13 protein-coding genes are annotated in these 23,427 nt (G+C 54.2%); 6 read left to right on the forward strand and 7 right to left on the reverse strand.

The features are described 5' to 3' along the window. Positions 1 to 125: 125 nt before the first annotated feature. On the reverse strand, positions 126 to 1,478 hold the full coding sequence (locus OZX70_RS08800) for an alpha/beta hydrolase (protein ID WP_277180850.1): 1,353 nt from the start codon (positions 1,476 to 1,478) through the stop codon (positions 126 to 128). Between the two features lie 117 nt (positions 1,479 to 1,595). Further along, positions 1,596 to 4,442 (reverse strand): alpha/beta fold hydrolase, encoded by a 2,847-nt coding sequence (locus OZX70_RS08805; RefSeq protein ID WP_277182195.1) that lies wholly within the window; start codon positions 4,440 to 4,442, stop codon positions 1,596 to 1,598. A 264-nt stretch (positions 4,443 to 4,706) separates the two neighbouring features. Here OZX70_RS08805 and dcm point away from each other — a divergent pair, with 264 nt between their 5' ends. Continuing rightward, positions 4,707 to 5,843, forward strand: a complete 1,137-nt coding sequence (gene dcm, locus OZX70_RS08810) for a DNA (cytosine-5-)-methyltransferase (RefSeq protein ID WP_277180852.1) — start codon at positions 4,707 to 4,709, stop codon at positions 5,841 to 5,843. A gap of 148 nt (positions 5,844 to 5,991) precedes the next feature. Here the strand turns inward: dcm and OZX70_RS08815 are convergent, their stop codons facing one another. Both OZX70_RS08815 and OZX70_RS08820 read right to left on the reverse strand, forming a co-directional pair. After that, a complete protein-coding gene (locus OZX70_RS08815) occupies positions 5,992 to 7,494 on the reverse strand; it encodes an LlaJI family restriction endonuclease (RefSeq protein ID WP_277182197.1) in 1,503 nt (500 codons plus the stop codon). Positions 7,495 to 7,539: 45 nt separating this feature from the next. Next, entirely contained in the window at positions 7,540 to 9,516 is a 1,977-nt protein-coding gene (locus OZX70_RS08820; RefSeq protein ID WP_277180854.1) for an AAA family ATPase, read from the reverse strand. Between the two features lie 528 nt (positions 9,517 to 10,044). On the opposite strand from OZX70_RS08820, the gene OZX70_RS08825 reads away from it, so the two are divergent. After that, positions 10,045 to 12,501, forward strand: coding sequence for a PASTA domain-containing protein (locus OZX70_RS08825; protein ID WP_277180856.1), 2,457 nt, complete (start codon positions 10,045 to 10,047; stop codon positions 12,499 to 12,501). Between the two features lie 78 nt (positions 12,502 to 12,579). Here the strand turns inward: OZX70_RS08825 and OZX70_RS08830 are convergent, their stop codons facing one another. Then, on the reverse strand, positions 12,580 to 12,900 hold the full coding sequence (locus OZX70_RS08830; RefSeq protein ID WP_277180858.1) for a hypothetical protein: 321 nt from the start codon (positions 12,898 to 12,900) through the stop codon (positions 12,580 to 12,582). Here OZX70_RS08830 and OZX70_RS08835 point away from each other — a divergent pair. Next, positions 12,878 to 14,995, forward strand: a complete 2,118-nt coding sequence (locus OZX70_RS08835; RefSeq protein ID WP_277180860.1) for a hypothetical protein — start codon at positions 12,878 to 12,880, stop codon at positions 14,993 to 14,995. The genes OZX70_RS08830 and OZX70_RS08835 overlap by 23 nt on opposite strands. 243 nt (positions 14,996 to 15,238) lie before the next feature. Next, positions 15,239 to 16,645, forward strand: coding sequence for an RNA-binding domain-containing protein (locus OZX70_RS08840; RefSeq protein WP_277180862.1), 1,407 nt, complete (start codon positions 15,239 to 15,241; stop codon positions 16,643 to 16,645). 140 nt (positions 16,646 to 16,785) lie between these two features. On the opposite strand, the gene OZX70_RS08845 is transcribed toward OZX70_RS08840, so the two are convergent. After that, complete coding sequence (locus OZX70_RS08845) at positions 16,786 to 18,972, reverse strand: beta-galactosidase (RefSeq protein ID WP_277180864.1); 2,187 nt, start codon at positions 18,970 to 18,972, stop codon at positions 16,786 to 16,788. Between the two features lie 57 nt (positions 18,973 to 19,029). After that, a complete protein-coding gene (locus OZX70_RS08850; protein WP_277180866.1) occupies positions 19,030 to 20,571 on the reverse strand; it encodes an oligopeptide:H+ symporter in 1,542 nt (513 codons plus the stop codon). Between the two features lie 194 nt (positions 20,572 to 20,765). Between OZX70_RS08850 and OZX70_RS08855 the strand changes: the two genes are divergently transcribed. After that, positions 20,766 to 21,629 (forward strand): AraC family transcriptional regulator, encoded by an 864-nt coding sequence (locus tag OZX70_RS08855; protein WP_277180868.1) that lies wholly within the window; start codon positions 20,766 to 20,768, stop codon positions 21,627 to 21,629. Positions 21,630 to 21,778: 149 nt separating this feature from the next. Then, a complete protein-coding gene (locus OZX70_RS08860) occupies positions 21,779 to 23,425 on the forward strand; it encodes an ABC transporter substrate-binding protein (protein WP_277180870.1) in 1,647 nt (548 codons plus the stop codon). Positions 23,426 to 23,427 lie beyond the last annotated feature (2 nt).

A 23,427-nucleotide genomic window follows, 5' to 3' on the forward strand; every position in this document is an offset into this window, starting at 1 on the left:
CAGCTTATTTATGACACAAACCGAACGGGCATAGAGGCAGCAGCGAGCTAGCAGACAAGGGACGTGGCGGACAAGCACAAGCGGGGGCATCCGCCGTCCGCCAGCAGCGGTCGTTCGGTTCTGAGCTACTCCTCCTCGGCAACCATATCCTCCACGGATTCGCCATAGAAGTCGATGATACGGTCAACGTAGGGGCCGAGGATGGCGTTGGGCATACTGAAAATCTCGTGGACGGCGGGCTCCACGCGCTCCAATACGACGTCGCCGCTTTCCACGCGAACACGCTGAACAAAGCGGTTTTGCGCCGCGTTATGCACCCACGTATCGCGTCCAGCCTGGAAAAGAAGAATCGGCGTCTCGATGCGCGAACAAGCCTCACGCGAAAGAATCGCGTGCGACATCTTCAGCGCCTGATTGACCCAACCGAAGGTGGCCGCGTTGGTCTGGTAATGCCGGTCATTCTTGCGCCAATCAAAATACCATTGCACACGCGATTGCTCGGCGCCTTCATAACCCTTGAGTTTCATGGTCGGCGAGAATTCCGTCTGCCCAGGTGCGCGATGCCGCGAAAGACCCACAGCGCTGGCGAACGCGGTGGCGGGGCCGGCAATCGAATTGGGCAGGCCCGTCACCGGTTCGATCATCGGCGAGGAAAGCACGGCACGATTAAAGAGCATGGGGAAACTTTCGAGCGTCGCCGCCCCTATGCCGCCGCCCATCGAATGCGAATAGAGGTGCATCGGCTGGTCGCCTGCGTACTGCCGTCCGACGGTCTGCGAGAACTTGGCCAAATCCGCTACATATCGGCGCCAATCGTCGATCCAGACCAATGAGGGGTTTGAGACGTCGCGCACCGAATAGCCATGACCGCGATGTTCCAGAATGCAGACGGAATAGCCGGCAAGCAGGAAATACCACGCCATCTCGGCGTGCTTGGCCGCGAATTCCGTGAAGCCGAACGAAAAGACGATGGCCCCACGGAACTTGGCGCTGGCACCGTCGATATTGAGGGCGTCGAACTTGTGCGCGTCAAAGCAAACGTAGTGCAATTTGCCGGGCGTCGGCGGCGCGGTCAGCGATGAAATGCCGAAGAGCTTGCTGTGCATGATTCGTTGCTCTTCTTCCTCGTCAGGCCCGGTATCAATGCCGGCTCCGCTAATGCCAATTCCCGCGTCACCCATGCCGATATGGGTGGTGCCGTTAGCGTCGTTTGCAGTATTCGCAGTATTAGAGGAAGCCGAATTTGCGGTTTGAGAATTGGCATCGGCCTCGTTACCACCATCGGCAGTATCGGAATTACCGATATCGCCCGAAATGCTTTGAGACGCACCACTTTGTGCCGTGAAGTTATCCGAATCGATGTCAGATACCCCGGCAGGCGACATCCACCCTTCCTCACGACATTGCGCGAGCGCCGGGAGTACGGTATCGCGCATCACGTCGGCGTAACGGTTCTCGTCAATCAACGGCATATGCATACGGCCAAGTCTATCCGCACCCGCTGGCACGTTTCACGTAGATTTCGCGCTCAATCATATATCAATTCAAACGCGAGGCGAAAGCAGCGAAACGATGCTGTCTCGTCAAAACCTCGCTCAGCCTTTAATTCCCAGCGCATCGTAGAGGAAGTCGCGCTGGAGGGTGAGCAGGTTTTCGGCGACTTTGGGGTCGTTGGTCATGTGGGTGATGCCGGTAAGCGGCAGGTAAGTGTGGGGGCGGCCGGCCTCCATCAGCGCCTTCGAGAGCCGCAGCGAGTTGGCGATGCTGACGTTGTCGTCGGCGAAACCGTGGATGAGCATCAGCGGACGACGCAGCTTGGGGGCGTCGGCGACGATGGAGTTACGCTCGTAGACCGCCGGATCGAGGCCGAGGTAACGTTCGGTGTAATGCGTATCGTACAGCGTCCATTCCGTCGGCGGCGCACCGGCGCAGGCCGCACGGAAGACGTCGGGAGCATCGAGCACGGCGAGTGCCGAGAGGAATCCGCCGAACGACCAGCCGATCATCGTCACGCGGTCGAGATCGGCTTCGGGCGCGACCTGCGGCAGCGCATGCACGGCTTCCACCTGGTCGTCGAGCGACACGTACTTCATGTCCTCGAACATCTCGCGATCCCACTTCGGGCCGCGGCCGGTGGTGCCGCGGTTGTCGGCGGTGACCACGATGAAGCCCTGATCGGCCCACCACTGGGCCTCCCAATAGTTGGCCTGCGAGAAGGTGACCTGCTGGAATCCGGGGCCGCCGTATGGTTTCATCAGCACCGGCAACTTGGCGGCGGCGGCGAATTTGCTGGAGGCACTCGGACGGGTGATGGCGGTGAACATACTATGCCCGCCGATGCGCACAAACTCGGTGTTCGGCGTGAAACCGGGGGTTTCGGCGTGGCTAGCAATCGGGGCTTCCGCCATGTATCCGGAGTCGTTTGTCAGTACGTTGTCAGTACCAATTTTCTTGGTTTGATTGACAGATTCATTTCTAGCGAGCTTGCTCCCCAACCCGTCAGCGACCGTAGAACCGTCAGCATGAACCATATTGGCTTCGCCATTCTCAGCCGTAGGAGCCGCTGCAACCGAAACTTGCAACGCATGCACCATCACCGAACCGGGGCGCACCATATCGTGACCGGACACGACGATGCCATCGCCGGAACGACTGGCCGTCCACACACCCGGCGCAGCAGTGATGGGCGTGATGGTGCCGTCAAAATCGATGGTGACCACATCATAGCTGCGGGCGTCGTGCAGCGCCTCGTCGCCCTGCCAAGCCGCGGGGACAGCAGGAAGCGAGCCGCGTTCCGAAGCGATCTCCATGGCGTCGCTGTCGATGCCCGAATCCGTTCCGTTGGACGCGGATACGTTCGTAGAGACGCTGGAATCAGCGCCACTACCAGCTTCCAGCGATCCGCTCCCAGCCTTGCTCAATGAAGCAGACGCACTCGTATTTACCGCGTCTTCAACCTCGTGCGGCGTGCGCTGCACCACCGCGAGCACGTTCTCGTCGCTGACGTCCAGCACTTCGCGCACCTGCCAGTCGACGGGCGTGAACGGCTTGCCGTCGACGGTCAGCCGGTTGGTATCGGCGTCCATGTCGTTCAGCGCACAGACCAAGCGGCCATTGGGCGTGAAGGCCGGAGTTCCGAGCACGAGATCGATCCACTGGTCGTTGGCATGCTCTTCCAGAACGCGGGTGCGTCCGTCCGGCTGAACTTCCAGCACCTGGTCGCGCGTCTGTCGACGGTTCTGCACCAGCACTAACGGCTCGTGACCCGCCTTCCAACTCACCGCCGCCACGTATTCGTAACCCTCGCGGTCCCACGAAACATTCTGCACGTCACTGCCCGCGTAACGTCCATCACGCTCATCATCGAACTCGAGGTGAGCCAGCATCAGCCGCGTGATGGCGTTCTTGGTGAGCGCACGCGCGTAACGCCGGCCGGCCGCAGGCTTGTCGGGATGGGCCGGGTCACTGATATACCACATCGGTTCCGGAGAACTGTCATACATTTCGAAGAGCAGGCCACGAGAATCAGGTGCCCACCAGAAGCCGTCGTAACGGTCCATTTCCTCGCCGGCCACGAATTCGGCCAACCCGATTTTCAGCGTTCCGCTCGGGTCGTTGCCGACACTCCACACCGTGCTGAATCTGTCGCCGGAAGCGTTGGTTTCGTTGACATCGCCGGCAGCGCGGGCCTCTTGCACCTCGGCCGCGCAGGTGTGCGGATGCGAAGTATAAACATGACGAGCAGCACCATTCCCATTACCGTCAGCACTGTCGACACTATCAATCCCGGCATCGCCCCAATCGGCGATATCCACCATCACCAGCCGCGTGCCAGTCGTGTAGGCGATATGCCTTCCGTCCGGCGAAATTCGCGGGTTTAGCACCGGCAGCCACTTGCTACTATTCGACGAATCCTTCGAATCGTCCACAGCCGCACCATCGTTATCGCCGCCGCAGATACCAAAATCGCTGTAATCCGCAACATTCTCCTGCCCATTGGAGCGCCCATCGACACCATCATCGGCATCCCCGCCGCCAATCGCAATTTGCCGCGTGCAAGCGCCATCGCCGTCCTCGTCGATCTCGCTGACGAACAGCTGCCCATTGATGGTGAAAGCAACGCGACGCCCCACACTATCAACGGAATACGAGACGATGCCCTGCCCACCTTCGCGCGCACGTTCACGCCGCGCTTTCTCCTCGGCCGGCACATCCTCGTTGTCGGCGTCGGCCAGCAGTTCGCGCGGATCGGCCAGCAGCACCTCACGATGCGAGCCGTCACCGCCAATCACGCTGATCCACAGTGAGGTGACCAGGTCCTCAGCCCCGTCCGAACGCAGAAACAGCGCCTTCGACCCGTCACCAATCACCGACGCAGCCCGCGGCACCCCGCCCGTAAACCGCAGCGAACGCGCCTTCCGCACCGGAAACTCCGCAATCATCTTCGCCTGCGAATCCAAATCTGCATCATTTTCGGTCTTATCTAAAGTCATGTTTCCAGTATAGAAACTGCACCCATACCAGTACGGAGCCACCCAAAATAACTTGGAAACCTTCCACAACTTCAGTGATTCCAACAAGTCCAGCAACTTCAACTAACTTAGCCCGCTAAACACAACGGACTCGAAACTCCGTTAAGCTATTTTTACTTTTATGTGTTAATATAAGGACATATTGTCCTACGAACAACACATAAAGAAGGGGCCATGAACCCAAAACAGTTGAAGGGAAAACGGGAAAAATTGGGTCTTACCCAAAAGGATTTCGCCGATGCCCTAGGCCTTGGCCGCAACGGTGACCGCACCCTGCGCCGTTGGGAAAACGGTGAAAGCAAGCCTTCACAAATCGAAGCAAATGCCATCATGAATTTTGCGCAGAATATCCCGTTCCCCAACATCTCTGCGGAATCAGCAAAGTTCACTTTCATCGACTTGTTCGCCGGCATTGGCGGCATCCGCATCCCCTTTTCGCAATTGGGCGGCAGATGCGTCTTTTCGAGCGAATGGAACAGTTTTTCGCAAAAGACCTATCGTATCAATTACGGCGAAACTCCCAAAGGCGACATCACGGCAATCAAAAGCTCCGATATACCAGATTTTGATGTCCTACTGGCCGGCTTTCCCTGCCAGCCGTTCTCTCAAGCCGGCCTTCACAAAGGTTTCAGCGACACACGTGGAACGTTGTTCTTCGAAATCGAACGCATTCTCGAGGACAAAAGACCGAAGGCATTCTTACTCGAAAACGTCAAACAGCTTAAGGGTCACGACCACGGCAACACATTCAAGGTCATCCTCGAACACCTCGATAAACTCGATTATTCCGTGGACTATAAGGTACTGCGCGCCGCCGATTTCGGAGTACCCCAGAATCGTGAACGCATTTATATCGTCGGCTTCGACCGCAAGCGCTTTAGTGAAGATACGGGTTTCACTTTCCCAGAGCCTCCCTGCACACCGACCAGAGTCGGGGACATTCTAGAAGACAAAGTCGATGAAAAATATACGATCAGCGACAAACTCTGGACAGGTCACCAGCGCCGAAAAGCCGCAAACCGCAAAGCCGGCAAAGGATTCGGCTATTCTCTGGTAACCGCCGACAGCGAATATACGGGCACACTTTCCGCAAGATATTACAAAGACGGTTCCGAGATTCTTGTCTCCCAAGGCGACAAGAAGAATCCGCGCAAACTCACTCCCAAAGAATGCGCAAGATTGCAAGGTTTCCCCGGTAATTTCATTATTCCTGTCTCCGACACGCAGGCCTACAAGCAATTCGGCAATAGTGTCGCGGTACCTGTGATCAGGGCGGTGGCCCAGCAGATGGCAAAGGTCTTTCTCGCCTAGTCCCTGTGCTTCGACGATTGACTCTCAGCAGTTCTCTCACCTAGCTCTCAGAAATCTCAACACCTAGCCTTCAGCGACCCCGCGCTTCAGCGGTCGCTTTCGCTGGCTTTCCCATGGAAGCCGTTCTTAAGCCCTTTAGACCTGCACTTTAGCGATCGGCCGTCAGAGGAGTGTGAAGCTTTTCCCGAATCACATCAAGCCAATCGTCGCTTGGCACATACTTATGGCTTGCGTATGATTCCATAGCCTTCTTGGCATCGATAGTGAAGACCGGCAAAGGCCGCCAATCCAAGAGACCGATCTTAGCCGTGCCGCGAAACCTGATACCACTGCCCGAATAGTCTGGCATGATGAAGGCGTTGCATGTTTCTTTGATCCCTTGAGCGCCAACACCTTTCTGAAGTAGATGCGCCCTGATGGTGTCCTCATAGTAATACTGTTTGATGATGTCCGGGCCGCCAGGCAGCGAGTATTCGAAATCATAATACTTCGCGTCCAGAATGAAGAAGGTTTCGTTCCTTTTCAGCAATACATCCGGAATCTGCTTCTTGTATTCCTCGTCAAAACTGCTCTCATCTTCATCTTCCGCTTCCGCAAGCTCTTTCTGTTTCGCCCGCATCTCCCACTTCGGTTGCGGGAGAAAATCCGGTTCATAAAACCTGCTGTCATCCTTGAAGACATGCTTACAGATACGCTCCCAAACGCGATGGTATTTGGTCACTCCGAACATATTCTGATTCTTCGGATTGATCTTCGCCTGAATGTACGCCTGCATATAGCGGATAACGCTCATCTCGCGATCGGAAAAAGACGAGGAAAGCTCGCGTTTCAATATCCTCAGCGCCTCGTCCTGGTCGAATGGGAGCCAATCGGCGTCCTTGCTGAATATTTCACCCAAGGCCTTGGGAGAAACCTGCGAGGGATGGAAAAGCCAGCCCCAGCGCCGGTAGCAATCTTCAATGCAGGCTCGATGAATCATGATCAGCGGGTCAAAGGCGTCGCTCGAAGACGCCACCAATATGGGCGACGGATAAAAGGGACCCGACTGCGCGAATATCGCTGGGGTGCGCTGGATCGTTCGGGGCCAATCGATCCTTCCATTGCTGTTCCGTTTTCTTACCTTTTTGCGCCGCCGCAGTAATCCGTCCCGCTCAAAATCCTCCAGCAAATGGATAGCCGCGCCCAGCCCATTAGGATTACTTTCATCATCTTCCGCGAATAAGAAATCATCGACCGCATACTTCGCCCTATTGGAATCCTCGCGGTAAAAACGCAACAGCACCTGCACCAACAGTGGCAACGATTTGATCGCCGCCTTTTCGCAATCGGAATCCGAATTGCAGCCCTGCAGGCTGCGCTTGGGCAACACCACGATAAAATCGTGTTCCAGAACAATGATGCCACAGTAGTCTAGAGACGCCTCACCCTTGCTGCCATTTACATTCACGATTCTGGAATAATCACTATCGGAGACACTCAGCAGTGTCTGAATGATTCCGAATTTTTTGGCCTCCTCTTCAGCTTCTTTCGCTGGATCCTTTTCAGAGACTTTTTTATAGTGCATGCCGTCTTCAAGCACCCAAAAATTTGCCTTCATGACTCCACACCTCTCACCGATCGACATCGACGGAACTGCCGTCACACGAAACACCAGCAATCAACACGCCTTTCCAACAAACAAAGAAAAGCATTGGCCTCATTGGTCTTCGCCATCGTCAGAGTCATTGTCAACAAAAACATTCGAAACTGCACCTTCCGAACTTACTGGATTATCCCCGCTCCCAGCATCGGCCTGCGATTCGTCTTGCCGTTGTCCTGCACCGAGATCGTCGAGATTCCCACTGGTTGCGTTGCTGCTATCATCCGCATTACTGGCATTGTTACCAGCAACACCGTCACTGTTGGCATCGTCAAGGGCAGCATTGCCGCCGGTGGTATTGTCTGCACTATTAGTAGTACTACTTGTGGCGTTGACGCCATTCCTGTCAGGCAAATTGAGTTCTTTCAGGACTTCCTTTTTGCCGTATTGATCAAGCACCATGGCAAGCGTGGGAACAGCATCGGTATCAAAGAACTGATCGCGCTTGTTGCGCACCACGTCGTCCCACAAGTACATCAAAACCTTTTTGAAAGCCTTGTCGGCATCGCTAGATTCAGTCAGGGAATCCTTATTGATAAAGTACTGGCCAATCAGCCGGTCTTCCGGTACCCGCAAAGCACGAAGATGCTCGTTAATGGCCGTCAGAAGATCGAACAGCGAACGCTTGGCGCCGGCATACATAATTTCTGTGCTCTTCAGTTTCGTGTTCTCGCTCAAATTAACCGGCAGATATTCGAGATTCCACCGGCGCTTGAACGCCGAATCCAACAGTGTCACCCCCTGATCGGCACTGTTCATAGTGGCCCAGATTGAAAGATTCTTTGGGATTCTCAGTTCCTCACCCTCAGAAAGAACATGGTTCGCACGCAGATACTCTCCCAGCTCCTTGGAAGGTTCGATTCCGTAAACGCTTACACCCTTCTCATCGCGATCAAGAAGCTGGAAAATGTCGCCGAATACCGCTGCGGCATCAGCTCGGTTGATCTCTTCAATCACCAGATAATACTGGTCCGAATCGGATGACGCCTTGACCAAGGCATTGGTGAACGGGCCCGGAACGAATTGATAATCAATCGTCGGAGACCCTGGAACGTCGGCAACCTCGCCGGATACCGTAACCAATTTTTCTTCGTTTTGGCCATCGCCGGTATCAGGCCTATAGATTGGCACAGGCTTGTACGAACCGACAAAATCATAATACGAATACTCAGGGTGGAATACCACGCGGATTTCATTCTCCCTGTTGCCTTGACCAATATCTTGTTGCAGCCTCCAGCTTTTACCTGTCCCAGGAGCGCCTGAAATAATCCTGTTAGTCCCATGATCACGGTTCGTATCTGACATTGTCTCGCGGTTCGCCTCAAACAGTGGCGCTTGTTCCCTTAGATTTTCTTTCGCATCAAGATATAACTTGTTATCCTTCGACATATCATCGACAACACGCATTACCGTGCCTGACGACACTGCGACAAGATTCAGACTTGGCAATACTCGCGAATCTGCAGCATCTTGCTTTCGCCCTACTGCCCTACCATCGTTATCGACAAGAAAAGAAAGAAATAATTCGACGTTCTCATCTAATGTATTATCCGCAGCACCATCATTACGAAGTTCTGTTTTCACCTCTTCAGCAATCGGCGCTTCGACACTACTCGATAACCCGCCCAGCGAATAAGCAGGTGAATCACGTAGATATTGTGTTGCTTTTTCGACATCGGCTTTACCTGTTGAAGCAATAACCGCATGTTTTACATTATTTACAGAGAGTAAAGCTTCATAGCGCGCAAAAGCTTGATAATAACGAACTGCGTATGTCGCTTGAAGAAAGTCGGCGCTAGTAATCGACTCTGTTTGGCTACTATTATTACCTTTCCCTCTGAAAACAATAAATTCTTGGCATTTAAAAACAACCTTGTCCTTATTTAGGCGTTCTAAATCATCAAGAACGGTATCGTTTAACCGGTAATGACCGAATCGGAAGCCTGCAGCTTCATCCTGCATCTGCTTTTTCAACTGAGCCAGATCAGGCAATAAACCAGTTTCTTCCTCAATGTATTGGTATCTCTCGCTCATAGCCTCTCCTAGCTAGACACTGTATTAACCTTTAAAACTATGATTTATTATCTCACAGAAAATTAAATACCCCTTGATATGAATCGCACAAAACCGCAGGAGTGTGAAAACCAAGCCGCCTTCCCGCAATCTGGACAGTCCCTTTCAACACTAAAAAGTCAGCACAGCCACTGGCCCGAATTAATAAAGCAGAAATAAGATAAGCCTTTTACACATACTCGTTAGCTGCTTTGTACGGAATCTGTTAATCTGAGATCGGGCTTACAGGTCTAACAAATTGGCTGGGATCCCCGCCATTTTTTCTGCGGAGTACGCATGGCAGCGCTCAGTATTTTTATTGATGAGTCCGGAAACTGCGGCCACTATCAGCCATATAACCCCAGAAGTAACTGCTTCAAATTCGTACGGTATTTAGTTGGTAACTATGGGTTTGTGAAAGTTGCTGAGTCGCAATCAGACAGTTTGGTACAGGGTGACGTACCATATATATAAAGAGTGATTTTGTGAGAAGACGAAAAAGAGAAAACGATGAAGTTTTGCAACAAATGCGGACACAAACTTGATGACGATCAGAAATTCTGCACCAAATGCGGAGCACCCGCGCCATCCGCGAGCGCAGGCGGCAACGTACCCGCACCGGCTGCCGATGGCAGTACACCTCCAGCAAGTAACAACAGCCTTCCTGCAGATCAACAGAATCAGGCACCTGCACCATCCGTACCTCTGCCTCAAAGCAGCCCACAAGGCACCTTTCCAAACCCGGCTACAGCCGAAGCTGCAACAGCAACAATGGCTCCGGTATCGGCGACCACAGCAGTCAAGACAACCAGCAAGAAGCACCTCATTATTATCATCGCGGCCATTGTCGCTGTCGCACTCGTAGCGGTAGGCGCAGGTTTCGGCACCTATAAGGCCCAGCTCTGGGGCGGCAAAACCGTGCCGGCCCCGGCCGACCTCGGTATCGCCAAATCCGGCAAAACCCACGAATTCACCGCCGCCGACGTCGAAAAATCACTGCACAAACGCGGGTTCAAAACCGTTACCAAGCAGACCTTCTCAGCCAAGCCAAAAGGCAGCTTCCTCGGATACAGAAACATCCAGGCGAACAAGCGCTACAGCGCCAGCAACCAGATCACCCTCGCCGCCTCGCTCGGCCCCGGCGTGCCGAAGGGCACCAGCGGTCAGCCCGTGCGCAAGATCCAGAAAACCATTGACGGCATGAACGTCTCGGTCCATTATTACAAAGTGATCGTCACCGACAAGAAGACGCCGGCAGACACCGTCGTCGCCTCCTATCCCGCCGACGGCCAGCCCGTCACCGACACTAAAACCGGCATCAACATCGGCGTGGCCGCACAAGGCAACGGCGTGGGCTACGACATCGTGGGCCAAGACAAGAACCAGGCCCAGCAGCAGTATGCGAGCGCCGGCTTCAACGTCACACTCAAACCCCGCTTCTCCTCGAAGGCTCGCGTCGGCAAGATCGTCGACTCCAACCCGAAACCCGGCACCGAAGCCAACGGCGGCAACCTCACCCTCTACTACGGCATCGACGCCAGCGGCTTCAAGGACGCGGTGAGCAGCAAAAATGTATTTGCACAAGACAAATCGGCGCAGTCATTTTCCGGCGACGATTTGGTGGGCGCCGCCGCACCAGTGGAAGGCAAATATTGCAATAAATCCGGCAAATGCATCGATTTAACGAATAGCCCGGATACCAGAGGCAACGAGCAGCCGCGGCTTTTCAGCTCAGAAGCCCCGGAAACACCGCGTTCTTCGAACGGAACATACGACTTTCATCATCAATTGGTGTTCTGCGGGTCCATGCAGCAGGCGTTTTGTAGTCCCCAAACCGACCCATACGCGTTATATACGAAGGATTCCGGCGCATTCGAATTAACACCTTATGATTCCGCATTCGGGTTCACTTGCGGCAATGATCTGATGCTGGACGGCACTGGCTTCTGCATCGGGGGGAAGCACGTCTATTTGGATCAGGCCGGCGAGCCAGGCGTTTCCAGCAATAATCTCTCGGGTGCCCGCTATGAAATGGGACCGTTATATGCATATTTCCCCGTAGGAGCCAATGTCCAGAAAGTCACCGATTCAGGATACTTCGACAAAGACGAGGTCTCCAAATCCGCAAAGCAGAAGGCCGTCGACACTTCACGCCCGTTCTTTATCAGGCGCGATAAGACGTTATACGACAAGACCAGTTTGGACTTTACCTCATTACAGACCCGTAACCCCTTTGAACCATTCGGCTCAGTCGGCAAGCAACCAATGGAACCGCTCAAGCCCGCACCCAGCGACGAGACCGCGTACTATCTGGTCGAGGACCCGCAGCTTGACTGGAGTTCGTTGCCGGAGTATGTCATCGGCGGCGACAAAGACGCGGCGAAGAGCGACGATAAGGGCAAGACCGCGCAACCTGCCGCCAAAGACGCCACACCTGATCAGATTTTGACCGCACTGGCGAAAGGCGATTTCACGCCAATCGCCGGCAGCTATTGCCTGAACAGCGGAGAATGCATGCAATTGAGCAAGGAAGGCGTTCTGACCGGAGTCAACAAACAGTATGACATGATCGCGCACGAAGGCAGCCATCTTTCGCTGAGTAATGGCAGTAACGGATCCCCAGATACCACTTACTCGCCGAATAAACCTTTCTTCTTCCTGACAGGGCCGGACAGCGAATACACTTGCGATGGCGGCGTCGGGCTGGACCAATGCCCGAACGTGCTGATCAACCAAATGAAGACGACCCCGACCAAGCTCCTCTACGTTTTCAAAGGCGCGGACACCTCGGCCTGGTACAAAGAAAATGATCAATCAATCAAGAATCCCGGGTTCCTATACGTCGAAGGCGCCGACGACCCGACCCAAGCTCCTACCGACAGGCCATACATCACCATCATGAACAGTCACAGCAGCACGATGATGGCTCCGCCTCACCCAGACGGCGTCTACTACCTCAAAGAATGACCAACCACCGGCGCGAAACTCGCAAGTCGTGGCTCCCCCGAGTTTCGCAAGACAATTTGGTCGTATCATAAAAATAGATCAAATCATATATGGAGCAAGCATGAGATTCTGCAACAACTGCGGCAAACGGATGGACGACGACGCACAATTTTGCACGAGCTGCGGGGCACCAGCACCCGCGGCTGCACCGAAGCAATCTCCGAGTGTTAATTCCTCGATACCAATGCCAAACAGCTCGGCATCAGGCAGCTCGACACAAAACACTGCGCCAACCACTTCGGCACCAGCTTTCATTCCTTCAAATCCTGCCGCCGGAACTACAGCAACAGCGGCATCCACAGCAACCCAGACCCGTACGAAGAAAACCCTGATTATCGTGATCGCCGCCATCGTCGTCATTGCACTCGTCGCCTCGATCGTCGGCTTCTGTACCTACAAAGCCCAACTCTGGGGCGGCAAAACCGTGCCCACGCCCTCCGATCTCGGGGTAGTCAAATCCGATAAAACGGACGAATTCAGTGCCACCGACATTGAGAAATCATTGCACAAGCGCGGTTTCAAAACCGTCACCAAGCAAACGTTCTCGGCGAAACCCCGAGGCAGCTTCCTCAAATACAGCGGTATCGAGTCAAGCAAACGTTACAGCACCAGCAGCCAGCCCGTCACCATCGTCGCCTCGAGCGGCCCCGGCGTCCCCGTTGGTACGAGTGGCAAGCCTGCGCAGAACGTCACTGACAGTCTCAAATCCATGAGCGTTCCCGTGCATTATCACAAAGTCGCCGTCTCGGCCAACGGCAAGATTAAGGAAGGCACCGTCGTCGCCACTTCACCGGCCGAGGGCAGCGCTGTCACCGACACAAAGCAGGGCATCGACGTGGCCGTGGCCGAAACGGGCGTAGACGGCATCGGCTATGACGTCATCGGCACGAATAAGGACGACGCGGAACAGCAGTACACGGACAAAGGTTTCCATGTCTGGATGGCGCCGCGCTTCTCTTCCAAGAAGATGCTCGGCAAAATCGTGGATTCCCAGCCCAAGCCCGGCAGCCAGGCTACCGGCGGCAACCTCATCCTCTTCTACGGCATCGATGCCAGCGGCATGGACAAGGCGGTGCAAGGCGACAACGACAATTATTCCGTCTATGCGCCGGCCGCCCCCGTAGGCGGAACGTATTGCACCAAGTCCGGCAAGTGCATCAATCTGGACGAGAAGGTCGAACCGCCATCCTCCTCCAGCTCCGAAGATTATGCCCCTTGGTTCTCGACCGCGAGCCAGGTGAAAAGCTCCGAGGACACAGACAACGGTTCCAGCGACGCCACCGGGCTCGGCCACGAACTGCTCTTCTGCCACACCGGCGGCGATCCCGGCTGCGCATCGCGAGCGCACAAAGACGATTACGGCACGCGCAACGAACTGTATTACCAAAACTACGGCGCTTTCGAGCTGATGGACTCGAGCATCAGCCAGATAACCTGCGGCGACAGCGCAATCGGCCGTTGGGATCCTATAGACGTTTGCGTCAACGGGCAGTTGGCCGACCGAAGTTACTCCGACGATAACCCGAAGCTGTCCGGCGCATCCTACGAAATGCGTACCCACTACGTCTACTTCCCCGTCGGCTCAGACGTCAAGGGCGTGGTCGATTCCGGTTACTTCGACAAGGCCTACGTCGACAAAGCCAAGACGCAGAAGGCCGTCGACACCTCGCGCCCGTTCTTCATCCGCCGCGACAAGACCCTTTACAAGACCACCAAGGTCGACGTGCCGAGCCTCAAAACCCTGAACCCGTTCGTCCCGGAAAACGGCGACGAGCACAGCAAAGGCAGCAAACCCGTCCCCACCAAGCCCGCACCCAGCGACGAAACCGCTTACTATTTGATCGACGCCCCCCAGCTGGATTGGGCCTCCCTGCCTGAGTTCACCATCTCGAAGGACGGCAGCAAGGCCGATCCGAAGCCCACCACGAAAAACGCGACTCCGGACCAGATCACCACAGCCGCCGAAAAGGGCGATTTCTCACTGATAGCCGGCAAATATTGCACTATTGGCAACGACTGCATCGACCTGAGCAAAACCGGAATGCTGACCGGCGGAAAACAGCATGCATCCAGTCAGCTACACCTTGGAGCAAAAGGTGAGATGTGGGCCGACACAGCCCATAACGTCGATCCGGCCTCGCAATACTTGAACTTGCTCGGTTCCGATAGCGAGTACTCGTGCGGCACAGCAACCGGCGCGGTCTGCAAGGACCATATACCTTTAAGCGATATCATCTGGCCAACCGACATGATCTATGTCTTCAAAAACGCCGATACCTCTACTTGGTATACCAGGCAAGACGACGGTCATTCGCCATTGTGGGACGCTTATAATACACAGGACGCCCTCACCAGAAGCAAACCTGCTTCGACAACCCGGCCGTACCTCTACCCGCTTGGTTACCACATGAACCCATCCCCCACCGACAGCTCCGTCTACTATTTGCAGGAATAAAAAAACATGGCGGGGACAGCAAACGGATTTTCCACCGCCTTCGTAAACCGCCAAAGTATCTTATACTTCTTATCGTATCGTTTGATAAGATAAGAAGTATAACATATAAAATAGCTTAAATCGTTGATATACCAACGAAATTCAAGCCTTAACCTTTTCTAAAATATACTCTATCTTATCAATAAATTATATTTTATCGCATTATTTTGATAAGATACGATAAGATATGATAAGATTTTAATTATGGCTAAACAAGCAAACGAACCATTGCGCGAAGGCCTCAACGTGGAATTCAAACGCGAATGGTCAGACAGCGCGAAAAAGACCTTGGCAGCTTTCGCAAACACCGATGGCGGAACCATCTACATCGGCATAGAAGACAACGGGCACGTAACCGGTCTCTCCAATCCCGACGAAGCGATGAGGCAGGCCACCCAGACCGCAGCCAACGCCATACGTCCCGATATCATCAGTTTCATATCAGTCACTACCGAAACCTTCGACGAACAACAAATCGTCAAAGTCCAGGTCAGCCGCGGCACCGATCGCCCATATTATCTTGCCGACAAAGGCCTCAGACCGGCAGGCGTCTACGTTCGTTCGGGCGCTGCGTCGATTCCCGCGAGCGAGACAGCAATACTCGACATGATCCGGGAAACCGCAGGTAATTCATTCGAAGATGCAGTCAGCCTGGAACAGCACCTTTCCTTTAACGCATTGCAGAATATGTTCAAAAGGCACGACGTTCCTCTTAGCGATAATAGCTATCGAACGCTTGGCCTCATCAATGCCGACAACCAATATACCAATCTTGCCTGGCTGCTTTCCGACGAATGCATAGCTTCCGTAAAAGCGGCCAAATTCAAAGGAACCCGTAAAACGACAATAAGCAATCGTTACGAATTCACCGGATCACTATTTACCCAGCTTGAACAGATACTCCAATTCCTGGGCCCTTACAACCGTGTCAGCTCAACAATCGGGCCGATATACCGCGAAGATTTCTATGATTATCCACCAGCTACCTTACGCGAGGCCGTGTTAAACCTATTAATCCATCGCGATTACACATATCACGATTCCGCACTTATCAGCGTTTACGATGACCGCATTGAATTTATTAATTTTGGAGGCCTACGCAAAGGCGTGGGAAAGGACGACATTATTAACGGACTTTCCTCAAAAAGAAATCCAAAATTAGCGAATATTTTCTATCGGCTCCATTTTGTCGAAGCATATGGAATGGGAATACCGAAAATCTTCGAAATGTACGAAGGATTTGAACGTCAGCCAATCATCTCCATAGCCAGCCACAGTTTCAAACTGATTCTGCCTTCTCAGCGATATGAGGGAGATGAGGCCGAAACCGGCGAACATTTGGACCGAGAAACCGCCGGAAAAGTAACCATACCTGAAGATGACTCTTCCGAACAAAGCAACCTCATATTCACTTACCTGCAAACTCACGCTTCTATCAATAGAACCGAAACAGCTGAATTGACAGGGCTTTCCAAGCCAACAGCCTCTCGCCTGCTTCGCTCGCTTGTCGAGAATGGAACCCTAAAACGCATAGGCAAGGGCCCATCCACAAGATATATCCCGAAACGCATCGGCACGCAGCCGAAAACTGCGTACAAAATCAAAAAATGACGAAGAGTATCGTTGAAAAGCAGCGGATGCTTTCGGACTTTAGGAAAGTCTGAGGGCCGAAAACGCCCCGCAGCTTTTTGAGTACAAAAACCGCGAGGCGTATCGTGACCGAATTATTCTAACTGTGGAATACCAGCTTATTACTGCTGCAATTGACGACGAATGACATAAACACCGTAGGGACCAATCGCCATCTGGCCTTTGATCTCTTCGCCCGTCAGCACATTGGTTCCGCACAAATCCCCAGGCAAGATAAGTTGCGAGGAATCCGGACCGTCGTTGATGACGAACGTCAGCGCGTAACCGGTTGCATTTTGCGAGTCGGAAGCCCCACTATCGTCACCGCCGTAGAAGCGTTGGCAAATTTCAACATCCTTCGGCGAGTCGATGGCGCGGATTCCGGCATCGTCGGCAAGCAGGCCGACAAACCAGTCAAAACCTTCGTCGTCAAGTACGGTGCCGACGTAATAGGCATTGCCTTCACCGAACGAATTGACCGTGACCGCGGCCTCACCTTTGTAATACTCACTTCCATATGAAGCAAGCACTGAAGCCGTCACGGGATGCACGATTTCGGCGATGATCGAAGCGCTCACACGTCCGGCATCGGAACCTACCGCATTCCCTGCAGCGTCGAGTTCAGACTTGCCGTCTTTGCCCACGCTTGAACCGGCCTGCCCAAGGCTATTGCCCTGCAAAACGACTTCGACATCATGGCCAGGTGTCAGCGCGTCGATTTCTTCTCCCCAGGCGCCGACCAAATCGCGGAATGCGCCCGGATAGCCACCAAGAATGACCTTATCGTTTTCGTCCGCCACACCGGACATGCTGGTCGCCACGAAACGTCCGCCCTGCCGGACGTAATCGGTTACGGCTTGAGAGACGCTCTTCGGCGTGACCACCATGGCAGGTGCCAGCACCGCGCGATACTTGGCAAGCTGATCCGCCGACGTATCGGAGGGAATGATGTCGACCTGGATGTTGCGCCTCCAGAGCGCGGCATAATAGCGATGCACCTGATCGGTATATTCCAAAAGTCGGGATGGCCCAGAGGAGTAATACATAGACCAATAGCTATTCCAGTCGAACATGATGGCTACTTGAGCCTTAGTGTGCCCGCCAAGAAACTCCTTGCCGTGCTCGCCTAGTTCCTTGCCCAGCTCACTGACTTCGCGAAAAACGCGGGTATCCTCCCTATCGGCATGGCTGATCACCGCACCATGGAATCGCTCGCAACCACTGACGCTCTGTCGTAGTTGGAAGAACTGGATGGTGTCGGCACCGTGGGCGATGGACTGATAGCTCATGGAACGCATCTGCCCAGGCCGCTTCTGCACGTTGTAAGGCTGCCAGTTCTGCTGGCTCGGCGTCTGCTCCATGAGCATAAACGGCTTGCCGCCGCCGACCCCACGGTACAGATCGTTGCACATCGCCGCGCGGGATGGCTTCGCGTCGTAACGCGGGTAGTTGTCCCAGCTGACGACATCGACCTGCTTGCCCATCTCGAAATAGTCGATATCCATAAACAGGCCCATCATATTGGTGGTTATCGGGGTGGTCTTGTCAAATTGCCGGATTGCCTGCTTCTCGTCGGTGAAGCATCTGGTGATCGACTGGCTCATGAAGCGCCGGTAGTCCATCGACATCTTCGACAAAGCGGTGATACCGGGCGCGATTTCTGGTCCCAAGGCGTTGGGCACTACGATATCGTCCCAGTCGTAGAACATGTGCTGCCAGAAATGGCCGTTCCATGCCTTGTTGAGATTTTCGGTGGTTCCGTATTTGGCTTTGAGCCATTGCCGCCATAGCTTCGCGCAGGTATCGCAGTAGCAGTATTCGCCGTATTCGTTGGAGACGTGCCAAGCCACAAGCCCCGGAGTATCGGCGTACCGTTCGGCCAGTTTGCCGGCCAGCTTCGGCGCGTATTCCTTGAACGTCGGTGAATTGGGGCATGGGTTGTGCCGGTCGCCGAAGACGTGGTGACGGCCTTCGAAATCGGTACGCATCACGTCGGGGTGCCGTTTGGCCATCCAAGACGGGATGGCAGCCGTGGAGGTGGCCATCACAATGCCGAAATGGTGGTTGACCAGCAGCTGGACGATCTTGTCAAGCGTCGAGAAATCGTACGTGTTCTCGTCGGGTTGAAGCTGCGCCCACGAGAAGACGTTGATCGTCGCCTCGTTGATGCCGGCATCCTCCAGCATCGCGATGTCCTTGTGCCATGTGTCTTCATCCCATTGCTCGGGGTTCCAATCGCCGCCGTAATAGAAACGGTCAAAAACCGCACTCGTCCCAGTCGTTCCGGTTGCTCCAGTCGTCATTTTCATACTTTGCACTTTTCATCCTGCCTTTTCATTTGTGCAGCACTCCGTCGCGCTTCAAAATCACTTGGCATCGAGCACGCCCATACCCTTGGCGAACTTCTTGGAGAATATCACAGTAATCAGGCCGATGACCAGCGTGACTCCGCCGATGAGCAGGAAGTATTGCGCCTCTCCGCCTTTGTGATAGAAATTGATCGAAATGGTGTTAAGTGCGGCGCCGATACCGGCAGAAAGATTCCAGACCGTCATCATCTGCGCCTGGAAGGCCTTGGGCGCAACGTCGGCCGCTGCGGTATAGCCAGCAGGCTGGGTGTTGGCCTCGCCAATCATGACCAGAATCCAGAAGGCGATAACCCAGAAGGGGCTCACCTTGGTGCCGGCCGGGTAGAGCAGGAACGGCAGAATCATCAGCAGTGGGCCAAGGCCCCATGCCACAGCGCCAATGCCCATTTTCGCTGCGGTACTCGGCTGGTGGGTGCCCAGCTTCGTCCACAACGAGGCGAACAGCGTGCCGAACAGCACCGCGCAGATGCTTCCCCAGGTGTAGAACGCCGCCGGCGTAATCTCGAAGCCGAAGATGTTGCGGTTGACGGATTGCTCAGTGTAGATCGAGATGATGGTGATGCTCTGGTTCCATACCCAGCCTGCGACGATGTTGCACAGGGCCAACGGCAGGATATACATCACATGCCTGCTCTCGTCCTTGGTCACCTTGTGACTTCTAACGATATAAATGAAGTACACAATCGGAATGAAAATCGCCACGGTACTCACCGCATTGCTGAAGCCGGAAATCGTGACCGTCTTGGTGATGAACAGCGCCGCCATAATTGCCACGGCGGCAACGAGGATGAGCAACATGATGCCGAGAGCCTTCTTGCGCACGGCCGGCTTCATCGGGTCGGCCGGCTTCACGCCGAGAGGGCCAAAGAACTTCTTTTCGGTGACCACGTAGAAAATCCACGCCAAAAGGGCGATTAGGGCACCGAAAGCGAACGCGGACCAGTAGCCGATTTTCTGGGCCATCGTACCGACGATGGTCGGGGTGAAAATGCCGGCGATGTTGGTGAAAACATAGGTCATCGTGTAGGCCGCGCTGCGGCGGTTGTCGCCTTCGGCATATTGCATGCCGATAAGGGCATCCAGGCTGCGCCCGACAAACATCGGGGCGATGCTCAGCAGCACCAGGCTGGCCATGCAACCCGGGATTCCCAAGAACGGGAATGCCAGGAGGCTGTAGGCGATCACCTGAAGCAGGCGTGCGAGCCGCACCGACGTGCGGGGCCCCAGAATGCGGTCGGCCACAAACCCGCCCACCACGCCGCACAGCACCAAAGTCGTTCCGTAGAGCGACATGATCTGTGCTGCGTCCGTCTGCGACATTCCCAAGCCGGTAGGCGTTTTCGCGTACATGTAATAAATCAGGATGGAACTGATGGCCGTATTGCCGACCGACGTTCCGAATTGTAACGCGCAGGCCGATCCGGTTCCGCGCGGGTGTCCGAGAAACTTGTGATCGCCGTGGATTTTCTCGATTATTTGGGTATTTTGCTCCGAGGCTTCCGTTTCCGGTTGCACCTCGTCCGATGATGGTTGAACCATCTTCGCTCCTTTGCCGATGTAACTCTTCCAGTGCTCGATCAAGCAACACCAATCATGACAGGCGCGGCAATAGTTCGCCATGTTCAAAATTTCGTGATTTATAGACAAAATGTAATTTAGTGTTATCCTTCGTTTCCACGCTGATACGATTTTTATAGAGCAAATATGTTCGCCAAAGGAGGTGCCGGAGCAAGATGCCACCCATTTATGCCAATAATGCGTACCTCAAATTCGAACATAACCAGATCATCGATACCGTCAATCCCCTGACCATCGGCAGCTGCGGATCCTACCGGCTTATTACGAAACCCCGTCTCAATTCAATCTGGCGGGGACGGAAAGATTTCCAGCTGCTATACGTCAACGACGGTTGCGCCCACTTCAAGAAGAATGGCCACGAATACGCGGCCCACGCCGGAACGATGGTCGTCTACGAACCGTTGGAAACACAGGAATACTATTACACGGCGGAGGAACATGCGGCGGTCTGCTGGGTTCATTTTTCGGGCACCCAAGCCCGTTCGATGATCGAAGAAGCGGGATTGCTCAAGGACGAAAGGAGATTCACACAGGTCGGTGTCGACCCAGAATATCTCGTCCTTTTCGAGAAAATGATCAAGGAATTGCAATTGCAACGCCCCGGTTTCGCCAAAATCACGACGCTGACTTTCGAACTATTGCTGGCCCAAGTTCACCGGTACCTCACCGAGCAATGCAGCGAAACCAACAAGGCGATGCCGCAATATATCGCCAAAGCGATTCTCTATTTCAATGAGCATTATCCCGAATCCATCAGTATCAAACGTTACGCAAAGGAGAACAACGTCAGCGAGACATGGTTCATCCAGAATTTCAAGGACTATATCGGCGTTTCACCTTTGCAATACATTACTTCGCTACGTATCAAACAGGCGAAGGCTCTGCTGGAGGGCACCGACTTCTCCATTAAGGAGATAGCCCTGCTTGTCGGTTACGGCAATCCCATGTATTTCTCGCGCTTGTTCCACAAAGAGACAGGCAAGACTCCCACGGAATACCGAGATAAAACCGTACGATGAGACTTTCGTTTTCAAAGGAGAAACGTGAACCCGATCTACATCACACCGTGGCAACGGTCGTTTCAGCTAACTGACCACCCACAAAGCCGTTAATCACAAACCCATCGCTTTTAGCGAAGCGATACCCAAGAGAAACCAAAGAAGGAATCATGCAAAAACGAACACTGGTACCCGCCATCGCCACGTTGTGCGCGGCGGCTTTTACACTGGCCGGATGCGGGTCGCAGAGTAAGAGCGCCGGGTCGGACTCAAACGGTCCTTCAAACAATGCAATCGTCACCGCCTATGACAACGAACCGCAGAATCCGCTCTCACCCGGCGCATCCGGCGAGTCCGGCGGAATCCGCGTCGCCGACGAGATTTATTCGGGATTGGTGACATACAACAAATCCGGGGCAATCAAAAACGAAATGGCCAGCAGCATCAAGCCAAACGCCGATTCGACGCAATTCACGATTACTATCAAGGACGGCTGGAAATTCAGCAACGGCACACCCGTCACCGCCCAATCCTTCACGAAGGCTTGGAGTTATGCGGCCGTGGGCTCAAACGGCATGAAGAATGCATGGTGTTTCTCAGCAATCAAGGGTTACGACGACGTGCAAGACAAAAACACACCGTCCGACGCCCAGCTTTCCGGGCTCAAGGTGGTTGATCCGCACACTTTCACCGTCGATATGAACGAGCCGGATGCAGTCTTCCCGACCCAGCTCGGTTACATCGCCTTCGCTCCGCTACCAGAAAGCGCTTTCAAGGATATGAAGGCATTCGGCAACGCTCCGGTTACCAACGGGCCATACAAGCTCACGTCCTGGGCTCACAATAAAAGCATTACATTGTCGAAAAACCCCGATTATCAGGGGCCACGAAAGCCTAAAAACAACGGCATCAAATTCCAGATTTACACGAAAGCAGATGCCGCCTATTCAGACGTTCAAGCAGGAAATCTCGATGTGCTCGACAAGCTGCCATCCTCTGCGTTGAAAAGCTTCCAGTCTGACGCTTCGATGAACCATATCAACGTCCCGGGCGCATCGTTCGGAGGGTTCACCATTCCCAGTGAGCTGGAGCATTTCAAGATGGACAAAGAAGGTCGTCTTCGCCGTCAAGCCATGTCCCTTGCCATCAACCGCAAACTCATCACCACTAAAATATTCCAGGGCACACGCACCCCCGCCACCGATTTTCTCGCGCCGCCCGTCTCGGGCTATTCCAAGACCCTCAAAGGCAACGAAGTCCTGCGCCAAAACACCGCAAAGGCTAAGCAGCTTTGGAAGGAAGCGGACACCATTTCTCCCTACTCGGGCACGTTCGAAATCGCATACAATTCGGATTCGGACCATAAGCCTTGGATCGATGCCGTCTGCAACCAGCTCAAGAACGCTTTGGGCATCAATGCGGAAGGCAAGGCCTTCCCGACGGCCGCCGAGTTCTATGACACGTTGGATTCCAAGACGCCGACCTTCGCCTTCTACACCAGCTGGGGAGCCGATTGGCCATCGGCACAGAACTTCCTGGTCACGCTCTACGCCTCAAGTTCGGCGGACGGCAAAGGCTCAAACACCGGCAACTACAAGAATCCCGACTTTGACAAGCTCATGGATCAGGCCGCGGCCTCTTCCTCACTTGAGAAAGCCAACAGCTTCTACCAGCAGGGTGAGGAGATCCTCTTCCAGGACCTTCCCACAATCCCGCTCTGGTACGGCAATGCAACCGCGGTGACGACGAAGAGCATATCCAATCTCCAGCCTGATTTCAGCAGTCTGCCGCTCTATTGGGCAATAGTAAAGAAATAAGT

This window comes from Bifidobacterium sp. ESL0732, from assembly GCF_029395535.1.
In the GTDB taxonomy this organism is placed as follows: domain Bacteria; phylum Actinomycetota; class Actinomycetes; order Actinomycetales; family Bifidobacteriaceae; genus Bifidobacterium.